At 44.1% G+C, this 21,674-nt stretch carries 20 protein-coding genes; all 20 read right to left on the reverse strand.

From position 1 onward, the window contains the following. Position 1 precedes the first annotated feature (1 nt). The 20 genes from tyrR to flhA all read right to left on the reverse strand — a co-directional run bounded on the left by tyrR (position 2) and on the right by flhA (position 21,446). On the reverse strand, positions 2-1,582 hold the full coding sequence (gene tyrR / locus MHM98_RS01605; RefSeq protein WP_239437385.1) for a transcriptional regulator TyrR: 1,581 nt from the start codon (positions 1,580-1,582) through the stop codon (positions 2-4). Between the two features lie 144 nt (positions 1,583-1,726). Then, a complete protein-coding gene (gene secF, locus MHM98_RS01610) occupies positions 1,727-2,677 on the reverse strand; it encodes a protein translocase subunit SecF (protein ID WP_239437387.1) in 951 nt (316 codons plus the stop codon). Between the two features lie 10 nt (positions 2,678-2,687). Further along, complete coding sequence (gene secD / locus MHM98_RS01615) at positions 2,688-4,520, reverse strand: protein translocase subunit SecD (RefSeq protein ID WP_239437390.1); 1,833 nt, start codon at positions 4,518-4,520, stop codon at positions 2,688-2,690. Positions 4,521-4,548: 28 nt separating this feature from the next. Further along, positions 4,549-4,875: a preprotein translocase subunit YajC gene (gene yajC / locus MHM98_RS01620; RefSeq protein ID WP_239437392.1), complete on the reverse strand. Its 327-nt coding sequence runs from the start codon at positions 4,873-4,875 to the stop codon at positions 4,549-4,551. 97 nt (positions 4,876-4,972) lie between these two features. Continuing rightward, positions 4,973-6,097, reverse strand: a complete 1,125-nt coding sequence (gene tgt / locus MHM98_RS01625) for a tRNA guanosine(34) transglycosylase Tgt (RefSeq protein WP_239437394.1) — start codon at positions 6,095-6,097, stop codon at positions 4,973-4,975. Between the two features lie 133 nt (positions 6,098-6,230). Beyond that, positions 6,231-7,277: a tRNA preQ1(34) S-adenosylmethionine ribosyltransferase-isomerase QueA gene (gene queA, locus MHM98_RS01630; RefSeq protein ID WP_239437395.1), complete on the reverse strand. Its 1,047-nt coding sequence runs from the start codon at positions 7,275-7,277 to the stop codon at positions 6,231-6,233. 120 nt (positions 7,278-7,397) lie between these two features. Then, the gene (locus tag MHM98_RS01635; protein WP_239437397.1) at positions 7,398-7,793 is read right to left on the reverse strand and encodes a DUF2802 domain-containing protein; all 396 of its coding nucleotides are present in this window, start codon (positions 7,791-7,793) and stop codon (positions 7,398-7,400) included. Positions 7,794-7,835: 42 nt separating this feature from the next. Then, positions 7,836-8,327 (reverse strand): chemotaxis protein CheW, encoded by a 492-nt coding sequence (locus tag MHM98_RS01640; protein ID WP_239437399.1) that lies wholly within the window; start codon positions 8,325-8,327, stop codon positions 7,836-7,838. 27 nt (positions 8,328-8,354) lie between these two features. After that, positions 8,355-9,188: a chemotaxis protein CheW gene (locus MHM98_RS18900; protein ID WP_239437401.1), complete on the reverse strand. Its 834-nt coding sequence runs from the start codon at positions 9,186-9,188 to the stop codon at positions 8,355-8,357. 15 nt (positions 9,189-9,203) lie between these two features. Continuing rightward, entirely contained in the window at positions 9,204-9,974 is a 771-nt protein-coding gene (locus MHM98_RS01650; RefSeq protein ID WP_239437404.1) for a ParA family protein, read from the reverse strand. A gap of 3 nt (positions 9,975-9,977) precedes the next feature. After that, positions 9,978-10,940, reverse strand: coding sequence for a flagellar motor protein MotB (locus tag MHM98_RS01655; RefSeq protein WP_239437405.1), 963 nt, complete (start codon positions 10,938-10,940; stop codon positions 9,978-9,980). Further along, a complete protein-coding gene (locus tag MHM98_RS01660; RefSeq protein ID WP_239437409.1) occupies positions 10,930-11,682 on the reverse strand; it encodes a flagellar motor protein in 753 nt (250 codons plus the stop codon). The genes MHM98_RS01655 and MHM98_RS01660 overlap by 11 nt, the downstream gene beginning before the upstream one ends. Continuing rightward, positions 11,675-12,835 carry a chemotaxis response regulator protein-glutamate methylesterase gene (locus MHM98_RS01665; protein ID WP_239437412.1) on the reverse strand — a complete coding sequence of 387 codons (1,161 nt, stop codon included), beginning with the start codon at positions 12,833-12,835 and terminating at the stop codon, positions 11,675-11,677. The genes MHM98_RS01660 and MHM98_RS01665 overlap by 8 nt, the downstream gene beginning before the upstream one ends. 38 nt (positions 12,836-12,873) lie before the next feature. Then, positions 12,874-15,099, reverse strand: coding sequence for a chemotaxis protein CheA (locus MHM98_RS01670; RefSeq protein WP_239437413.1), 2,226 nt, complete (start codon positions 15,097-15,099; stop codon positions 12,874-12,876). 14 nt (positions 15,100-15,113) lie between these two features. Further along, positions 15,114-15,851, reverse strand: a complete 738-nt coding sequence (locus MHM98_RS01675) for a protein phosphatase CheZ (protein WP_239437414.1) — start codon at positions 15,849-15,851, stop codon at positions 15,114-15,116. A gap of 21 nt (positions 15,852-15,872) precedes the next feature. Then, on the reverse strand, positions 15,873-16,259 hold the full coding sequence (gene cheY, locus MHM98_RS01680) for a chemotaxis response regulator CheY (protein WP_239437416.1): 387 nt from the start codon (positions 16,257-16,259) through the stop codon (positions 15,873-15,875). A gap of 34 nt (positions 16,260-16,293) precedes the next feature. Continuing rightward, positions 16,294-17,010 (reverse strand): RNA polymerase sigma factor FliA, encoded by a 717-nt coding sequence (locus MHM98_RS01685; RefSeq protein ID WP_239437418.1) that lies wholly within the window; start codon positions 17,008-17,010, stop codon positions 16,294-16,296. Next, the gene (locus MHM98_RS01690) at positions 17,003-17,845 is read right to left on the reverse strand and encodes a MinD/ParA family protein (protein ID WP_239437419.1); all 843 of its coding nucleotides are present in this window, start codon (positions 17,843-17,845) and stop codon (positions 17,003-17,005) included. Before MHM98_RS01690 ends, MHM98_RS01685 begins: the two co-directional genes overlap by 8 nt. Before the next feature lie 35 nt (positions 17,846-17,880). Further along, positions 17,881-19,323 carry a flagellar biosynthesis protein FlhF gene (flhF, locus tag MHM98_RS01695; RefSeq protein ID WP_239437423.1) on the reverse strand — a complete coding sequence of 481 codons (1,443 nt, stop codon included), beginning with the start codon at positions 19,321-19,323 and terminating at the stop codon, positions 17,881-17,883. Positions 19,324-19,337: 14 nt separating this feature from the next. Beyond that, the gene (gene flhA / locus MHM98_RS01700) at positions 19,338-21,446 is read right to left on the reverse strand and encodes a flagellar biosynthesis protein FlhA (protein WP_239437426.1); all 2,109 of its coding nucleotides are present in this window, start codon (positions 21,444-21,446) and stop codon (positions 19,338-19,340) included. Positions 21,447-21,674 lie beyond the last annotated feature (228 nt).

Below are 21,674 nucleotides of genomic sequence, written 5' to 3' on the forward strand. Positions count from 1 at the left end.
TCTAAGACTCTCCGTTATTTGAATTGTTTAAGGTATTTTTATTAATACCGTAGTCTCGTAACTTGTTGGCTATCGCCGTATGGGATACGCCAAGCTTTTTCGCCAACAATCGCGTGCTTGGATAGGCGGGATATAAGCGTTTAAGTAAATTCGCTTCAAACTGCTTGGTTGCTTGATCTAGAGTCCCTTCAAACTCACAGTCGTAATAGCCGAAATCTTTACTATAAGATGGCAACTCTAGCTCGGCGACATCAACTTCAATTGCATCTAACGATTGGCTGACACCGCGATAAATTGCGTTCTTAAGCTGCCTAATGTTACCCGGCCAACTGTAATCTTGGATATGACGTTTCGCATCGATCGATAAACGTTGCGCGCTACTATTGAGCTTAAGGGCATAATAAGCCAGAAAGGTCTCCGCCAGTGGAATAATATCTTGCTTGCGTTGCAACAGCGGCAATAAATTAATCTGCAACACATTAATGCGATAATACAAATCCTCTCTGAATTTGCCCGTTTGAATCAGCTGACTTAAGTCTTGCTGTGACGCGCAAATAATTCGAATATCTACGGTGACTTCTTCATCACCACCAACACGTCTAAACTTATTTGATTCAATCAAACGCACCAATTTGACTTGCATCAGCGGGGTCATTTCAGCAATTTCATCAAAGAACAAGGTACCGCCTTGCGCTTTTTCAATAAGCCCTTGCTTACCTTCTAAACGCTTAGACACCGAATTCGGCGCATAGCCAAACAGCTCAGATTCAGCCACTTCATCGGGAATAGCGGCGCAGTTGATTGCAATAAACGGCTTATCGCGACGATCGCTATGCTCATGACAAGCACGTGCCAACACTTCTTTACCCGTTCCAGTATCACCAGAAATAAGAAGCGGCGCATCCAGTACCGCGTGTTGCTTGGCTGTGGCGACTACCTCTTTCATGGCCGGGGAAAATGCTAACACGTTAGCAAAGCTATTCTCAGGAGCGGATTTAAGGGCGTTATATTGCTTATCGATGCGCTGTGAAGACTTGAGTAAAATAACCGCACCAGTGACAATTTTTTTGTCATCAACGTCAGGCAGATAGACAGGTATAATCTCTGCCAAATACTCGATTTTCTCAACGCTCACCCGTGATGCCAATGGCGAGACATCTTTGCTAGCTAACCATTTGCTAAATGAAAAGCCTGACACCCAATTATTTAATGGTTCTTTATCGCTTGACGACTCATCTTCGCCAATTAACTTTAACGCCGCATCATTGGCACGGGTAATTTGCCCTTTTAAGTCAATCGAAAAAATTGGATCAGGCAGATTCTTGAGTAACGTAAGTAAACCGTAATGCTCTTGCTCTGAAGGCATATGCGATACGGCACGAACGTCATTAACCCCGACAATTTTCCGAATGGATTGCATAAGCTTTTGAAAGTCGGAAAATTCAATTTCGGGAAAATGAACGTAGACACGGCCAGTTTGGTCAGCGTCAATACCACGTAGATTAAGATTAAAACTCGCCAGTAATCCCAAAATTTCTTGGGCAATACCTAAACGATTTTCACAAAGAACTTCTAAACGCACGATATGCTCTTCTATCAAACAAATAAACGAAAGTGTAAACCTTTCTTTACTGTTGATGCAAGGGCAAAAATGAAATGTTACAAAGTGGAAATGAGTGAATAAACAATGGCTAACCAGAGCGGTTAGCCATTATAAACGAGACAGTTACAGGTGCATTTCTTCCTGATCTTCGCCTTCTTTCTCAACCTCAACCGGCATCAGATCTTCTTTGGTAATACCAAGAGATAATGCGATTGAAGAAGCAACGTAAATCGACGAGTAAGTACCGATAAAGACACCAAATAGCAATGCTGTCGCAAAACCGTGGATTAGCGCGCCGCCTTTAAAGAATAAGGCGAACAATACGATAATCGTCGTTAATGAGGTAATCAAGGTACGGCTCATGGTCTGCGTTAGTGAGATATCGATAACTTCACTTGGGCTACCAGTACGCAGCTTACGGAAATTCTCACGAATACGGTCTGATACAACGATGGTATCGTTAAGTGAGTAACCGATTACTGCGAGGATTGCCGCCAATACTGTTAGGTCAAACTCTAATTGTAACAGTGAGAATAAACCGACCGTTAAGAACACATCATGCGCCAGTGCGAACACTGAACCTAGTGCGAAACGCCATTCAAAACGCAGCGCAACGTAAATCATGATACAGATAAGTGCGGCAAGCATCGCGAGGCCACCTTTTTCTGCTAACTCATCACCTACTTTAGGCCCTACGAACTCGATACGGCGCATCTTAACTTCTTGGTCAGAATTGCTATTGAGTAATTCAAGCACCTGACTACCAATGGTCTCAGGTTTAACGTCTTGACGTGGTGCCAAACGAATTAGTACGTCACGCGGGCTGCCAAAACTTTGTACCACGGCATCGTCGAAACCGTTACCTTCAAGTGTTTGACGGATATTCTGAAGATTAGCTTCTTGACTGTAGCCAACTTCAATCACGGTACCGCCGGTGAAATCCAAACCAAGGTTAAGTCCCTTAGTCGATACCATAGCTACACTTGCAATCATTAATGCCGCTGAAAAAACCATGGCGAGCTTTCGCCATTTCATAAAGCTGATAGTGCTTACATTTTTAAGGATCTGAAACATGAGCTACCACCTAAATTGAAAGTTTATCAACGCGCTTGCCACCAAGCCACGCATTAACAACGGCACGCGTTACCACAACAGCGGTAAATACCGAGGTTACAATACCGATAGATAACGTAATCGCGAAGCCTTTAATTGGGCCCGCACCAAACGAGAACAAAATGATTGCGGCAATTAACGTGGTGATGTTGGCATCGAAAATGGTTGAGAATGCACTGTCGTAACCATGATGAATAGCTTGCTGAACACTACGTCCCGCTTTTATCTCTTCACGTATACGTTCGAAAATAAGTACATTCGCATCCACCGCCATACCAACGGTTAATACAATACCAGCCATCCCCGGTAATGTTAGCGCAACATCCGGGATCATCGACATAACACCAATAATTAATACCACGTTAGACGCTAGCGCTACATTTGATACCAGACCAAAGCCGCGGTAGTAAACCAACATAAACAGTAGTACGCCAGCTAGGCCAAAGATAATCGCCGTTTTACCAAGCTCAATATTTTCTTTACCAAGGCTTGGACCTACGGTGCGCTCTTCAACAATTTGAATTGGCGCGCGTAGTGCACCAGCACGTAATAACTGCGCTAAAGAGCGTGCTTCATGCGGGCTATCTAAACCAGTAATACGGAAGTTTTTACCAAGTTGAGTCGCAATGTTTGCAACACTGATCACTTCTTCCACTTTCTTAAGAATTTGCTTGCCGTCTTTATCAACTTTTCCTGTTGGCTTGTATTCAATAAACACAGTAGCCATCGGCTGATTGATGTGATTCTTAGAAAACTCTGACATTAGGTTACCGCCAGTGGCATCAAGTTTGATGCTTACCTGAGGCATGCCGTTTTCATCGAATCCAGATTGCGCGCCAGTGATACGCTCACCGCGCAAAATTACCTTCTTCTTCAATACAACACTGCCACCTTCGCGGCGTTGGTAAAGTTTAGAATCGGCAGGCACATTATTTGGCGATGCTTGATAGTCAGCTAAACGCAGCTCTAAGGTCGCAGTAGCACCTAACAGCTCTTTCGCTTTTGCCGTATCTTGAACACCTGGCAATTGCACAACGATACGATCTTCACCTTGACGTTGTACGTCTGGCTCCGCCACACCTAGCTCATTAACACGCGAGCGAATAATAGTGATATTCTGCTCAACTGCTTCGAGTTTGGTTTGGCGTAATAGCTCAGGACTCATTGCAGCGCGAACCGCTAATGGATCTGATCTAAGCTGGGTAAATACCGTTGTACGATAGTTGTTTTCTAATAGCGCTAAGCCTTTTTGTAACGACTCTTCGTTGCGGAATTTTAGGTCAACACCATCGTTATTCATGCGAATACTGCGATAGCGAATACGCTCTTTACGCAAATCAGTTTTAAAGTCTAAAACCATTTGCTCGTGAGTCGTCTTCATTAAATCGCGCATATCAACTTCCATTAAGAAGTAGATACCACCGCGTAAATCTAGACCAAGATTCAATGGCGATGCACCAATAGCAGCGAGCCATTCAGGTGTTGTCTGCGCCATGTTTAGAGCAACTGTGTATTGGTCGCCCAATAGTTCAGTGGCAATTTCACGCGCTTTAAGTTGTGCATCGAGATCGTTAAGACGAATCAGCACCTGACCTTTGTCAAGTGACGCCGACTTAACCTCTATTTGCGAGTCTAACTTGCTTTTAATGCGCTCAAAGGTGCTTAGCTGAACTTCGCGTCCTTTGATACCTGAAATCTGCAGTGCAGGATCAGGCTCATACAAGTTAGGCGCCGCATATAGAAAACCGATGATGACTGTCAGTGCAATCAGCAAAGTTTTCCATAATGGGTACCTGTTTAACATGGTATATCCTTAGTTTAAAAGCCGCCTCTTATAGAGACTTCATCGTGCCTTTTGGCAATACAGCTGAAACGTAATCTTTCTTTACTGTGATTTGTAAGCCTTCGCTGATTTCGATTTGGATGTAATCGTTGTCGTCGCTAATTTTAGCGATTTTGCCAATGATGCCACCGTTTGTTAGCACTTCATCGCCTTTGTTCATCGACGACATTAAGTTTTTATGCTCTTTAACGCGCTTTGCTTGCGGGCGGTAGATAATAAAATAAAATACCAAACCGAAAACGGCTAACATGATCAAGCTACCGTATTCACCACCTGGTGCCGCGCCTGCCGCTGCATGTGCATTAGAAATAAACATTACTTCCCCTTTGTTTTTATAATTAAACGATTAAAAAAATTGACCCTACCCTACCACATAAGTCATATGAAAGGGTCGTAAAATTATGATCCTGCTATTAAAAATCTAACTCAGGAACTTCTTTACCCTGACGGGTATAAAACTCAGTTACATACTCTTCAAGGCGGTTTGCCTCGATAGCATCGCGTAGCTCTTGCATCACACGCTGGTAAAAACGCAAATTGTGAATAGTATTTAAACGCGCACCTAAGATCTCGTTACACTTGTCTAAATGGTGCAAGTAACCACGGCTGTAATTTTTACAGGTGTAACAATCACATTCACTATCAAGTGGCGAGGTATCCATTTTGTGTTTGGCATTGCGAATCTTCACGATACCTGTCGTAGTAAATAGGTGACCATTACGCGCATTTCGCGTTGGCATCACACAATCAAACATATCGATACCACGGCGCACGCCTTCTACCAAATCTTCTGGCTTACCAACACCCATCAAATAACGCGGCTTGTCGGTTGGCAGCTTCGGCAACACATGGCGTAAAATGCGATGCATGTCCTCTTTAGGCTCACCTACGGCTAAACCACCAACAGCGTAGCCGTCAAAACCGATATCCGTTAATCCTTCTAGTGAGATGTCACGTAAATCTTCGTAAACACCGCCTTGAACAATGCCAAACAGTGCATTTGGGTTTTTCAATTCATCAAACTTGTCACGCGAGCGTTTCGCCCAACGCAACGACATTTCCATCGACTTCTTCGCATCTTCCCAGCTTGCTGGATATGGCGTACATTCGTCGAAAATCATCACGATGTCGGAATTTAAATCGTATTGAATTTCCATCGATACTTCGGCATCCATAAACACCTTGTCACCGTTGACTGGCGAATTAAAGGTTACCCCAGCTTCAGTGATCTTGCGCATTTTACCCAAGCTAAATACTTGGAAACCACCAGAATCCGTTAAAATTGGACCATTCCAATTCATAAACTGGTGTAATCCACCGTGCTCTCGCATCACTTCCATGCCAGGGCGTAGCCACAAATGGAAAGTATTGCCCAATAAAATCTCAGCGCCGCTATCACCCACTTCTTCTGGGGTCATGCCCTTTACTGTGCCGTAGGTGCCAACTGGCATAAATGCCGGTGTTTCTACCGTGCCCTTGTCAAATTGCAATTGACCACGACGCGCGCGACCATCGGTGTTTTTTAATTCAAATTTCATAGTATTTCCTGCCAGATAAACAGTCTGACTAAAATGCGCACTAGCGCGTTGTTAAATAATGATGTGTGGACAGCCGCCGACAATTTCAAGTAATGGGGGCGACTGTTTTGTAATTTTTAAACGGTGTTAGTATTTACTGCGGCGCTTTCTCAATAAACATTGCATCGCCGTAACTAAAGAATCGATATTCTTGCGCTATTGCGTGTTGATAGGCCTTCATGACATTGTCAAAACCCGCAAAGGCGCTGATAAGCATAATGAGGGTAGATTCCGGCAAGTGAAAATTGGTTACCATGGCATCGACCACTTTAAATTCGTAACCAGGATAAATGAAGATGTCGCTATCCCCATAGAACGGCGCCATCGATTCGCCATTCTCTAACGCTTTGTTAGCGGCACTTTCAACTGAACGCATCGACGTTGTGCCCACAGTAATAACGCGCTTACCGGCAGCTTTCGTCGCTTTAATAAGTTCGCTCACTTCTTCTGATACTTCGATGTATTCTTTGTGCATGACATGGTCTGTCACCGAATCTACTTTCACTGGCTGGAAAGTGCCCGCGCCAACATGCAATGTGACAAAGGCTATTTTCACGCCTTTTTCTTTGATTTTTGCCAAAATGTTGTCGTCGAAGTGAAGGCCTGCAGTAGGTGCGGCAACCGCACCTGGATTCTTGTTATACACCGTTTGATAGCGTTCTTTATCGCTATCTTCATCTGGGCGGTCGATATAAGGTGGCAGCGGCATATGACCCACGTTTTCTAATACGTCGAGCACGTTACGACTGTCTTCAAAACGAAGTTCAAATAACGCGTCATGGCGCGCGACCATAGTGACGTTAACGCCGCCATCGAGAATGATTTTTGAGCCGGGCTTTGGCGATTTAGAACAACGTACATGCGCCAAGACCGTATGTTCATCTAACATACGTTCAACTAATACTTCGAGCTTACCGCCACTTTCTTTTTGACCAAACACTCGTGCAGGGATCACTCGAGTATCATTGAAGATCATCAAATCACCTTCATTCACTTTGTCGAGAACATCAACAAACTGGCCATCATTAATAGCACCTGTTGCACCATCAAGCCCTAAAAGGCGGCTTGCAGTGCGCTCAGCTTGCGGATAACGGGCAATTAAATGAGGTGGTAAATCAAAAGAAAAATCGGATACTTTCATGAAAAACTGTCAACGTAAAATTAGTGCGGCGCTAGTCTATTATTGCGCCGTGCAATAAGCAAGTCTGGCGGCGCTTTTATCGTGAAAGTGAGGGAGAATTGGCAGTATTCGAACTATGGATTACTTACCGTGCAGGGAGACTAACAGTTCGGCTTCACCACGAGGTAAATCGCATTCTTTCATAATGTCTTCTACGTTGGCGCCAAGCTCAACCATTTTCATGGCATGGCCGTAGAGTTTAGATTGTGGATCAGTATTGACCTGAGAGAGTTGCTCCTGACGTTCCATCGCCTGAGCGAGCTTGCCTTCAACGTCTTGAACACGACTACCAACACCTAAGGTGCCATTGCGCAATTCGTGAATTTCATCTTTGATAGTAGCGATTTGACGTTGCTGCTCGTGAAACAATAACTTTAGCGCGCTAATTTGACGCTGGCGCTTTTGGAGAGCTAGCCATAATCCAATAATGGCTAAAAATAAAACAACAGGAATAATCCATAAAAATAACGAGTTCATGTTTATTCCTGCTGCCCTATCTCTAATTACTAATAGTGAATATTAGAATGACGCGATGTCATCCCACTCTTCGTCACTTAATAGTTTGTCTAAATCAACCAAGATAAGTAGTTCGTTTTCTCGGTTACATACACCCTTGATAAATTTAGCGCTTTCGTCGGTACCAACGTTAGGTGCGAGCTCAATTTCAGATGCTTTCATGTAAACAACTTCAGCAACGCTATCAACTAAAATACCAATTACTTGCTTGTCTGATTCGATAATCACAACGCGAGTATTGTCAGTAATGTCTGACGGCGGCAAACCAAAACGCGAGCGCGTATCGATAACAGTTACAACGCTACCACGTAGATTGATAATACCTAGCACATAAGAAGGCGCACCTGGCACTGGTGCAATATCGCTATAACGTAATACTTCTTGAACTTGCATTACGTTCACGCCATATGTTTCATTCTCTAACTTGAATGTAACCCACTGCAGCATTTCGTCGTTATCGACTGAATTCACTGACATTTCTGTTTCTGCATTCATTTTAATTTCCTCTATTACAGCGAGCCGTTATTTCGTCTCATTGCTTTCAAATAATTCGATTAAGGCATCGACGGCTAATAAGCCACACATCCGTTGTTTAACTGTTCCAGCAAGCCAAGGACTCCGCGTCACGTCAGTTCGCCATTTAATTTCGTCAAATGATAATGTGGTGCTATCGATGAGTCTGTTGCACTCTAAGCCCCAATTACTATCACCAATAACAATAATATACTGATAATTTGGTGAATATTCTAGTGAGGCTCCGTATTTTTCAGGCATCAAATAACGCGCTGTATCAATCACGTTAAGCTTTTCGTCGCGCTCAATTTGCACGCCGCTAAACCAATTTGGTTTGCCGATTAACTTGGTTAACGATTTTTTGCGGTAAATTCCTTTGAGCTTTACTAGTGGCACTGAAAAAGTTTGCCCCATCACTTCAAAAAACAGTGCTGGAAAACCTTCTTCGACCTCATCCATTAACGTATTGCGATGTAAAGGCCCTGTTGATGTTGCAACTTGTTCTTCGGTCTCAGTCGCTGTTTCTGCTTCATTGACAGGCTCTTCAACAACCTCTTCTACGTTAATCTCAACGCGCTCTTTAACGACTTGCTCCACTACTGTCTCAGCTGCAGGTGTAGCTTCTACAACAATTTCTGGTTCTGCTTGAGTTTCACTCAGTAATGACGGATCAACAAGTTCAGGCGATAATTCCACTTGCGGCGCCACATCACCCACTTTCTCCAACAGCTTTTCCAGTGGCTGCGTTTCAACCGCACTCTGTTTTGGCTCATCGAGCAGCACATCAAAGAAGTCTTTCACCGTCTTTGACGAGCGGCTTTCCATTAATTTTTTTTCGTCCACAAATAACTTACCGAATTAATCTTCTGCTAATAGCGTATCTAATAACAATCCATAAGCCACGACGCCGCGACTACGCGGTGCAAACTGGGGCAATGGTAAATGACGCTCACTGGCGTCTCTAAATTTTGTATCGACGGGAATAACCTTATCCCACACGCGATGCTCAAATGTTTCTTTCATTGTTTCCAGCGACTGGAGACTCGCTTTGGTTCTGCGGTCAAACATAGTTGGTACGATTAAATAATTGTATGGCGTCTTATTTGACCGCTGCATAATCAGCAGTGTTTTAATCATGCGCTCTAAGCCTTTAAACGCCAAATATTCAGTTTGCACCGGCACTACAACCTTACTGCTACACGCGAGGGCATTAACCATTAGCACGCCCAGTACTGGTGAGCAGTCGACGATAACGTGATCGTATTGGCCTGATACTCCCGCCAAAATACGTTTTAAGATCAAGCCCATGCCTTCCTTATGGCCAAGCTCTCGATCAAGTGTTGCTAGTGCCATCGACGATGGAATCAAATCGATTTGTTCGACATTGGTTTTACAAATAACGCGCTGGGTTAAACGGTCGATAAATTTTTCAGGGCAAGTAAATAGATCGTACAGCGAATATTCCAATTCATCACAATCAACGCCTAGCGAAAAGCCCATTGAAGAATGCGGATCGATATCGACCAAGAGCACACGCTTGTTTCTACGCGCTAAAATCCCAGCTAACGTCAAAGCAGTGGTGGTTTTGCCCACACCGCCTTTTTGATTTGCAATACTCCAAACTTTCACACGTTACTCCTGTCTACGGGTGGTGATCCTAATTCCACCGTTGGGTAATTCGATAACTTGAATTTCTTTACTATCGGGTAAAGGCTGCGGTTGTTGCGGCGCTTTTTTTTGCTCGGTGGCAGTTGCGACAACAGGTGGCGGTTTAACCCAACCAAACTTACTAATAGCAATAACCACCCGTCTATTTTGCGCACGAGTAGCAGCATCTGTATTGTCGACTTTAGGCCTATATTGACCATAGGCTTCGATGGCTAAACGCTGAGGCGCAATATCAAGTTGTTGTAACTCTTGTACGATGGCACTGGCTCGCGCCGAAGACAGTTGCCAATTTGATTGAAACTGCTCGTTATTTATCGATTGATCATCGGTGTAGCCACGTACATGCACATAATTATTTGCCGGTGCGATAGTACCAATTACCTGACGCAAAACTGCTTTAGTTGCACTGCGTGTTACCGCACTGCCGCTGTCAAATAACAGTCCGCTTCGAAATTCAATGGTTAACCAATTATCGTCTTGTTCTATTTGCGCGTAACCTTTCTCCACCACTTCAAGAAGATCTTGCTGCAACTTTTCTTTCATCGACGAGAATGGCGTACCTAGGTGTTTAACCTCTGGTTTCACAATTTGACTATCACCAGGTACTGGCTCAGAGCCTACTTCATCGAGTAAGCCCTTATTAAAATCGTTAAGCTCAGCCACTTTATCGCCAGAAGTTAGCGGCGTATCACTGCTATTTTGCTCGACTTTACCTAATCCGCCCTGCTCTTTTTTTCCCGCAAGATGAAAAATTTCACCAAGACTATTGGATAAAATGGCGTGTTTCTCTTCTTTGATCAAGGCAAAGGCATATAAAACGACGAAAAGCGCGAACAATAAAGTCATATAATCGGCGTACGACACTAACCATCGCTCAAGATGGGTATCTTCTTGAACTAGGTTTTGTGCGCGGCGATTATTGAGCATAAGCCACCTTGTAAGCATCAAGACGGCGACTGATGGTTTGTGGATTTTCACCGCGGTGAATCATCAAAGTCCCCTCAAGTACCATCTCGTAGTAAAGAGTATTTTGAAAAATAATATGGCGTAACTTGTAGTGAATAGGCAGATAGATAAGGTTGGCAAAACCAACACCATAAATAGTTGCAACGAACGCTGTTGCAATACCACCGCCCAGCGCATCAGGCTGATCTAAATACTGCATCGATTGAATAAGACCAAGTACCGCTCCAAGAATTCCTAACGTCGGACTATAGCCCCCCATAGATTCATACACTTTGGCGCTGTGGCCAAATTCATCACGCTGAAAGTAGATTTGGGTTTCCATGGTTTCTTGCAGCACTTCTGGCGTTGAACCATCAATCAACATCATTAGACATTGGCGGACGATAGGATCGTCTTCTTTTTCAAGCTGATTCTCTAACGGTAAGAAACCATCGCTGCGGGAAATATTGCACCATTTAACTAAGGTATCGATACGCCCTTGAATATCAAAGCGCGGCGGAAAAAGTACCCATTTAAGTAAAATAAAACTACGAACAAACAAATGCCACGGCGTTTGGATCATGACCGCGGCAACAGTACCGACTACAACAATTAATAGCGCCGGGCCATTGTATAAGGCAGCCAAAGAGCCGCCTTCGAGCACTTGGCCACCAATAATAGCGACTAGCGCTAATATAAGACCAAATAAGCTCAACCTATCCATGGGCCATCTCTTTGACTATTGATTCGCCAATGACATCAATTGGCATTACTTTATCAGTTAAGCCCGCTTTTTTAACGGCTTGTGGCATACCATAAACAACTGAAGTCGCTTCGTCTTGCGCCCAAATAGTCGCGCCGCGAGTGGTTAACATTTTAGCGCCATCACAGCCGTCGGCGCCCATTCCCGTTAATACAACAGCAAGCGTATTGCCTTCGTTGTACTTTGAAATAGTGGCAAAGGTTACATCGGCACAAGGCTTGTAATTTAAGTCACTAGGACCTGGCACTACTTTTAAGCGATTGCCTCGTTCAAGCAGCATTTGCATGCCGCCTGGCGCTAAATAGGCTTGACCAGGGCGCAATACATCACCATTTTTTGCTTCTTGCACGCCAATCTTACACAGGCGATTTAAACGCTCGGCAAAAGCCCCTGTAAATGCAGCAGGCATATGCTGAACCATTAAAATCGGGTGCGGGAAATTAGCAGGCAATTTACTTAACACAGCTTGTAGCGCAACAGGGCCACCGGTTGATGAGGCTATAGCAAGTAACGAGTATTTTTTACCACTGGCACTGGCCACTCCGCTACTACGGGCAGGTGCTGCGCGCTCAGGAATCGATGTTGCTCGTTTGATAACCTGAGGTTGATTATTGTATGTTGTCCCACGGGAACGAGAGGCAGGGGGAACTGCGCGCTCATTAGTACGTGAAACCGATGGTGTCGGTGTTGAAATCGTACTTGGGCGTCTTGCAGCACTACGTGCACCTAGCGCTTTTATCGCGGTGGTAATACGCTCAGTAGCAACTTTGCCGGAACCGGCAATCTCTTCAAATTTCTTAGGTAGAAAATCAGCGGCACCGGCATCTAGTGCATCAAGGGTCGCTTTTGCGCCTTCGTGGGTTAATGACGAAAACATCAAAATCGGCATTGGATGCTTTGACATGATTTCGCGGGTGGCGTCGATGCCGTTTTTGATCGGCATCTCAATATCCATCATCACGACATCTGGTCTTAACGACAGTGCTTTATCAACGCCTTCTTGACCGTTTTTAGCGTAATCAACAACTTCCATTCCCTGTGTTTTAGTGATGATGTCACCAATACAACGTCTGAAAAAATGTGAATCATCAACAATTAATACCTTAATACTCATTTAAGGTAATTCCTCCTACCAAAGGCACTTGATCCTTACTAAGCGTAGTGCTTGAGTAAGTTACCAATATCGACAATCAATGCGATACTACCATCACTGGTAATAGTCGCGCCTGAAATGCCTGGTGTACCGTGTAACAATGCGCCTAATGGCTTAATAACAACTTCTTCTTGGCCAATCAATCCATCAACTACGAAGCCAACAGTTTGTGGTCCAATTTGCACAATGACGACGTGACCTTCTGTTCTATCCTTGCCATGACAATAATCTTTACTGAGCCACTCATCTAAATAAAACAGTGGAATAGCGCGATTTCGAACAGTAATGGTCTTGCGGCCATCAACAATATTTGTTTTGGTTAAATCAAGATTGAAGATTTCATTAACGGCCGCTAACGGTAATGCAAAGATCTGCTGATCAAGCTGTACCATTAGTGTTGGCATAATAGCCAGCGTTAACGGAACCGTGATACGTAAAACCGTACCAACACCTTTCTCAGATGAAATCTTAACCGTACCGTTTAGTTGGGTAATTTTTGTTTTAACAACATCCATCCCCACACCACGACCAGAAATATCTGAAATTTCAGTTTTAGTTGAGAAACCTGGTGCGAAAATTAGTTCGTATGCGTCTTCATCACTCATACGCGCCGCGCTTTCTTCATCTAACACGCCACGAGAAATCGCAATACTCTTAAGTTTTTCGGCATCCATACCAGCACCATCGTCTTTAATCGACAGTAGAATATGGTCACCTTCTTGTGACGCTGATAGCACAACAGTACCGGTGCGCGGTTTACCAGCGGCTTCACGGTCATCGGGCATTTCAATACCGTGGTCCACCGAGTTACGTACCAAGTGAACTAGCGGATCGGCTAGTGCTTCAACCAAGTTTTTATCTAAATCTGTGTCTTCCCCTTCCATTGTCAGGGAAATGTCTTTTTTAAGACTACGTGCCATATCACGTACTACGCGTGGGAAACGGCCAAATACTTTCTTGATTGGCTGCATTCGCGTTTTCATTACTGAACCTTGCAAATCGGCAGTAACATTATCTAGGTTTGCAACGGCTTTAGACATTTCTTCATCGCCGCTGGTTAGACCTAGACTAACAAGGCGGTTACGAACCAGTACTAGCTCACCCACCATGTTCATAATTTCATCAAGACGCGCGGTATCAACGCGCACTGTAGTTTCAGCCTGAGCAGCTGGCGTGGCTGCTTTCTTACTAGCAGCGGCTTTCGCTTCTGAAGCTTTAGCTGGTACTTGCGCGGCTTTTTTTGGAGCGGCTTTTGGCGCACTCGCAGGCTCTTTTACTGGCGCGGCTTTTTTATGCGCTGGCTTAGGTGTTTCTTTGGCAGCTGGCTTAGCTGGTGCTTCAGAATTTTTAGCGGCTTGTAACTCATCTAATAGCGCTTCGAATTCATCATCAGTGATATCGTCTGATTCAGGTTCAGCCTTAGCTGGTTCACTCGCTTTAGACACTGCAGATTCAACGTTTGACGGCGAGCCTTTTTTACCATGTAATTCATCTAAGAAGGCTTCAAACTCGTCGTCGGTGATTTCATCAGATGCTGCAGCGACAGAAGCAGCTGGCGTTGGCGAACCTTTAGCACCGTGTAATTCGTCTAATAACGCTTCAAATTCATCATCAGTAATATCATCACTGTCGCTACTTTCAGAAGACTCTGGTGCCGACGGTTGTGCACTAACACTGCCATTTTTACCGTGTAAATCATCAAGCAGCGCTTCAAACTCTTCGTCGGTTATTTCATCGTCAGCTACTTCAGCTGCGCTTTGAGTAGGTTCGGGCTCGGGCTCGGGTTCTGGCTCAGGTTCTGGTTCTGGCTCAGGCTCTGCCGCTGGCGCGGCACCTTCTGGCTGACTAAGGCGAGCAAGCTCTTCAAGTAGTCGAGGTTCTGCCGGTGTCAGCGCTTCGCGCGCTTGCACCAAATGAAACATGTCGTTGACGGTATCGAGACCCTCAAGGATTACATCCATTAACTCAGGTGTTACTGAACGCTGGTTGGTACGTAATAAATCAAATATATTTTCGGCACCGTGACAAACATCTACCAGCTCTTTTAAGCCCATAAATCCAGCACCACCTTTAATGGTGTGGAAACCACGGAAAATTGCATTTAATAAATCAGCATCATCAGGATTATTTTCTAGTTCAACTAATTGCTCTTGCAGCAGCTCGAGAATTTCGCCAGCTTCAATCAAAAAATCCTGGAGTATATCTTCATCAACATCAAACGACATAGCTTACAATCCTTTTAAAAACCTAAACTTGACAGTAGATCATCAACATCATCTTGGCCGGACATTACATCGTGCTGCTTGTTTTTTGGAACCATAGGTCCATCGGCTTCGATGCAGTTGTCAATCTTATCTACAGGCTCCTTTTTCTCATGCTGACCAAACAGTTTCAGAAGATTAATTAAATCTTCTTCGACGTTTTTCACCATTTCTGAAATTTTCTGCAGTACTTGACCCGTTAAATCTTGATAGCCTTGGGCTAATACAATGTCGTTAAGCTTGACGTTTAGCTCATCGGCATCTTTAACAGATTCGGCAAAATAGGCGTCTAATTTATCTCGTAATAACTTAAACTCGCCTACTTTGATCTTACAGTCTTTTAAACGTTCCCAAGATGGGAGAATATCGCGCACGGTTTCTTGATGCTTTTGCGCTAAAGGCAAACATTCATCAACGGCATCCATGGTTTTGTCAGCCGCTTCCGCTGTCATAGTAACAACGTATTCCAAGCGCTCTTTAGCATCGGGAATCGAAAGATTAACCATTGAAGAAAATCTCTCGTCCATACTCATTTCGGTGAATGAATCATGAAATTGTCGAGTCAGTTTACCAACACCATCAAACAATTCATGTTCAATCTTTTGACTCGCGGCTTCTACGATTTGATTAGCTTGAGCAATATCTCCTTGCTCTAATGCGCTAACCAATTCACGAGCTTCTTCTAACGAGATGTGAGCCGTCTCATTATTCGTCATATATCTTCCTAGCTCGGCGAATTAAGATTCAATACGTTGGAAAATTTTGTCTAATTTTTCTTTCAACGTACCTGCGGTAAACGGCTTAACAATGTAACCATTTACACCAGCTTGTGCCGCAGCGATAATTTGTTCACGCTTGGCTTCAGCCGTAACCATTAATACAGGAAGGTGCTTGAGTTTTTCGTCTGCACGAATATGCTTAAGCAAGTCAATACCTTGCATACCCGGCATATTCCAGTCAGTTACTACAAAATCAAAGTCGCCTTCTTTCAACATTGGTAGGGCGGTTTGACCGTCATCAGCTTCCTGCGTATTGGTTAATCCTAAATCTCTTAAAAGATTTTTGATGATTCGTCTCATTGTTGAGAAATCGTCAACAACAAGAATTTTCATATTTTTATCCAAAATATTCTCCAAATGTTACATTGCTAAGCTGCAATTACGTCCAACTATTTAATCGACTCTTAAGTCTTACCATCGCCTGTGAGTGGATTTGGCTCACTCGCGATTCACTAACACTTAAAACTAATCCTATTTCTTTTAAATTAAGCCCTTCGTCGTAATATAACGATAGTGCTAACGCTTCCTTTTCTGGTAACGTCTTGATCGCGTCACTTAATGCACCTTGAAATTTTTCCGATGCTGTGTGGTTAAAAGAATCATCGCTGTGTTCATCATCTGTATGAATAACATCTTCTGATACACCGAGATCTTCTATACCTATAATCTTACCTGTAGATATATCATTAAGCATTTGAGCATATTCGTCTAGGCTTATTGATAACTTTTCTGCAATTTCATAATCTTTGGGATCGCGACCATACTCTTTTTGCAACTCGTCAATGGCTTGCATAACCATTCGGCTATTGCGATGCACTGAGCGCGGTACCCAATCGCCACGCCTGATTTCATCTAACATGGCGCCGCGTATTCTAATACCAGCAAAGGTTTCAAAACTTGCGCCTTTGCTGCCATCAAAGTTTTTCGCCGCTTCCAATAGTCCGATCATGCCCGATTGAATCAAATCATCCAGTAGTACATTAGCCGGCAAACGCCCTTTGAGATGATGGGCTATTTTTTTGACTAAGCCAGCGTGAATGACAACTAACTGATCGTTAGTTGGCGCAGCACTGGCGTAAGCAGCGGCCTTACTCACTCGTGTTTTCCCGTTGTTGGAAGCGATTGTCAACCAACTGTTCAATAAAGAATTCTAGATGGCCACCCGGCTGATTTGGAATCGGCCATGTCATCACCTTATTTGCTAACGCTTTGTATCCTAACGATGCAGGAGATTGTGGGAATAGCTCTGAAATGAGTTTTTGTTTACGGACCGAACGGCGTACATTTTCATCAAACGGAATTGTTGCAACAAGCTCTAACGCAACGTCTAAGAAGCGATCTGTTACGCGAGTTAACTTAGCAAACAGCTCTTGCCCTTCGCGCATATTTCGCACCATGTTGGCAACAACTTTGATTCTAAATACGCCGTGCTCACGAGATAATAACTTAATCAGTGCATAAGCATCGGTAATTGAGGCAGGCTCATCACACACAACGGCAATGACGTCTTGTGCGGCGCGAGCAAAGCTCACTACCATGTCCGAAATACCAGCAGCGGTATCGACGATTAATACGTCAAAGTCATGGCGCATATCACTAAAGGCGCGAATTAGTCCGGCGTGCTGCGCTGGATCTAACTCAACCATTGATTGCGAGCCTGAAGTCGCAGGAATAATACTAACGCCCTGTGGTCCATGAACAATAATATCATCAAGTTCACACTCACCAGATAAGACGTGAGATAGATTCTTCTGAACGCGCAGGCCAAGCATCACATCGACATTTGCCAAACCAAGGTCGGCATCGAGTACCAAAGCGCGTTTTCCTTGCTGGGCTAGTGATGCTGCAAGGTTAAGAGAAACATTGGTTTTACCAACGCCGCCTTTACCACCTGTTACAGCAATTACTTTAATCATTTTATTCTGATTCATTTTTCTTAAACCACTCGCTTGATCCACTTTACTGCCTACCTGTTAAATCTTGCAATATCTTGAGAGTCATTATCGGCATTCTCGCCAATGTGCTCTACTACACTATCTATTAATTTTTTAATATCTGCGACCCCTATATCCTCTGGGACGCGCTGACCGTTGGTTAAATAACCAATGGGTAATGCATTGCCAATAGCAACGCTTAAAATTTCGCTCGCACTGATAGCTTCATCCATTTTGGTGACGATAGCGCCAGTTAGCGGAATTTTTCTAAACTGAGTAATAGCATCTTCTAGAACTTGACGCTGTGCCGTCGCCGGCAGTACTAAATAACTGCGAATAGCAACATGGCTCGAATTCATTAATGTTGTGAGCTGTTCGTTTAAACGAATATCACGCTGCCCCATGCCGGCGGTATCAATAAGCACTAATCGTTTAGTGCGATATTGATAAATGGCGTCCGCCAATTGCTGGGCGTCTTTAGCAACAGTCACCGGACAGCCCATGATCTTGCCATAAGTATTAAGCTGTTCATAGGCGCCAATACGGTAACTGTCAGTGGTTATCATTGCGACATTTTCTTGACCAAAGCGCATCGCATAGCGCGCCGCAAGTTTTGCGACAGTTGTTGTTTTTCCAACACCTGTTGGGCCAAGCAGTGCTACCACACCACCTTGCTCTAATACGTCATTACGCGTAGAGGCAACACGTTCAAACATTGTTGTCGCTAGAGTGGCTTTCGCTTGTTCAATATCGCTGTTAGCCGGGATGTTAACCAACAATTGTTGCGCGACATTGGCATCAAAGCCTAAACGAATTAGTTCATTACTAATAAGATGACGTACAGGATCTCGACGACTAGCATCTTGAGTCATTAGACTGCTTACTTGATGCTGTAGCAGTTGACGCATTGAAGCCATTTCTTGACGAAGCTCTTCAATCACAGGGCTCTCAGTCGATGCATTAAATTGCTCTAAGCCGTGAGCTTGATGATTCTGTACTGCTGCTTGTTGCACTGGCTCGTTTAACGACTGGGCCCATGCTGGCAGCTCATCAGGTATATTATTAGCATTAACTGGCACCGTAGGTTCCGCCATTTCTGGCTGGATAGGTGTTAATTCAGACACAGCATTCTGCGCTTGCTGTTTAATGAGTCGTTGTTGAAAACCAGAAAGAGATACTTGGTCATCGTTAAATTCACGTTCAAAACGATTTGTCGTATCCCAGCTATTGTCGCCAGATTGGCTGCTTTGCGCAGCATTTGCTGCAGCAACCGGTGATTGCGTCGCCTGTTCACTTACAGCAGGAGCACTCGGCTTTTTAACTACTGCATTGTTGTCTTCGTCAATTGCCGCAACAATTTCAACACCACCTTCGACGTTTTTATTAGACATAATAATAGCGTCAGGACCCAATGTGACTTTTATCTCATCGAGTGCTGCGCGTATGTCTTTTGCAAAAAAACGTTTAATTTTCAAAGGTTACCTCTACCTTACTGGCCAACTGAGCTGACAATTTTTATTTGTTTATCATCGGGCACTTCTTGATATGACAGGACTCTGAGTCCCGGAATAGTATTCTTCACAAAGCGCGATAATGTCGATCTTAATACACCTGACGTCAATAAGATAGCAGGCAAGCCCTCAAGCTCTAATTGCTCGGTCGCAGTTGCTAACGAACTTTGTAGACGCTCTGCCAATCCTGGTTCCATACCAGCGGCAGCATCGCCACCAGATGCTTGCATCGTCTGGTGCAACATCTGTTCCAAATCAGGCGCTAATGTTATCACAGATAATTCAGGCTCTATACCATTGATTTCTTGTACAATTAAACGCTTGAGCGCAATACGCGCAGCGGCGGTCAAGACGTCAGGATCTTGACTCTTCGCACCATACTCTACTAGCGTTTGTACGATAGTACGCAAGTCACGGACAGGTACACCTTCGCCGAGTAGGTTTTGCATCACTTTCACCACCACACCTAATGGCAACAAGTCAGGCACTAGGCCTTCTACCAATTTAGGATATTGACGCTCAAGAATGTCTAGTAGATTCTGTACTTCTTCGTGACCGAGTAATTGCGATGCATTGTTGGTGAGTAATTGGCTAATATGGGTTGCCACCACAGTCGCGGGGTCAACAACGGTATAACCAAGTGTTTGCGCATGCTCTCGTTGTTCCGGTGCAATCCACACGGCTTCTAAACCAAACGCAGGATCTGTGGTTGGCGTACCTTCAACCGCACCGAAAACTTGTCCTGGATTAATCGCTAATTCACAATCATGACGAATTTCAGCCTCACCAATAGTCACCCCCATTAGTGATATTCGATAGCTATTAGCATTTAAATCAAGGTTGTCGCGAATATGTACTGCTGGCACTAAAAAACCGTATTCTTGTGATAATTTTTTACGTACGCCTTTAATGCGGGACAATAACTCGCCGCTTTGGCCAACGTCTACTAATGGAATTAGGCGATATCCTACTTCAAGTCCGATAACATCAACTTGATTTACATCACTCCAACCGAGTTCTTTCACAGGCTCTGGTGTAGAAGTTGGCGCAGGTGCGCCTCCTGCGGTCGCTAATTCGCCACTTTCTGTTTTCTGCTCACCTTGTCTATAAAGCTTATAACCAATACCGATAGAAATGAGTGCCATTGATAAGAAGGCAATTGTAGGCATGCCTGGAATGATACCCATCACAAATAATATACCGCCGGCTACCAGTAACGCCTTTGGGTTACTTAGCATTTGCGAGTAAACCATCTTACCCATATCTTCAGATTCATTCTGACGAGTTACCATCAACGCGGCCGCTATTGAAAGTAATAGTGATGGGATTTGCGCAACTAATCCATCACCAATGGTTAGCAAGGTGTAGATTTCAATCGCTTGGCTCATGGTTAAACCATGCTGGATCATGCCGATAACAAAACCGCCGATAATATTGATAACTAAGATCAAAATACCAGCAATGGCATCACCCTTTACAAATTTTGAGGCACCGTCCATTGAACCGTAGAAATCCGCTTCTTTGGTAACCTCGGCCCGGCGTTCACGGGCGGTATCTTGATCGATAATCCCTGCGTTAAGATCAGCATCAATCGCCATTTGCTTACCTGGCATAGCATCTAAGGTAAAGCGGGCGCTAACTTCTGAAATACGGCCGGCACCTTTAGTGACTACCGCAAAGTTGATGATGATGAGGATTAGAAAGACCACAAGACCAACGGCATAGTTGCCACCGATCACAACAGAACCGAAAGCCTCGATAACCTTACCTGCTGCGTCTCCCCCCTCGTGACCTTCAAGGAGAACAACACGGGTTGAAGCGACGTTTACCGCAAGACGCAATAACGTTGCAATAAGCAATACGCTGGGAAAGGCAGCAAAATCTAACGGTCGCATCGAATAGACGGCAACTAGTAGAACAACCATTGATAGAAGGATGTTAAAAACGAATATAGAGTCGAGTAAGAACGGTGGAATTGGCAATACAACCATGCCAAGCGCAGCTAAAACTAACAATGGGGTCGCTATTCCTTTAATGACCGCTTTATTGTCTGCCAGAACCTGCGAAAATCTCGCTTTGATATCCATTAAATGATAAGCCTTGATAACTCACTAAATTTGGCCGTCAATTAGTCTTTGACGGCATCGTTAACGTCCATACTGCAATGAGTAGGCCATAACATTCAGTTTTATTTTTTAGTTTAATTACATAGAAATAACAAGCAATTAGCCAATAGTCAACCTTACATCACGGCAGTCATTTTCTTGACGTTGTCAAATTTATTCGTAAATCGCAGATTTTGTTGTGAGCCAACA

Origin of the sequence: Psychrobium sp. MM17-31 (assembly GCF_022347785.1) — a bacterium.
GTDB lineage: Bacteria > Pseudomonadota > Gammaproteobacteria > Enterobacterales > Psychrobiaceae > Psychrobium.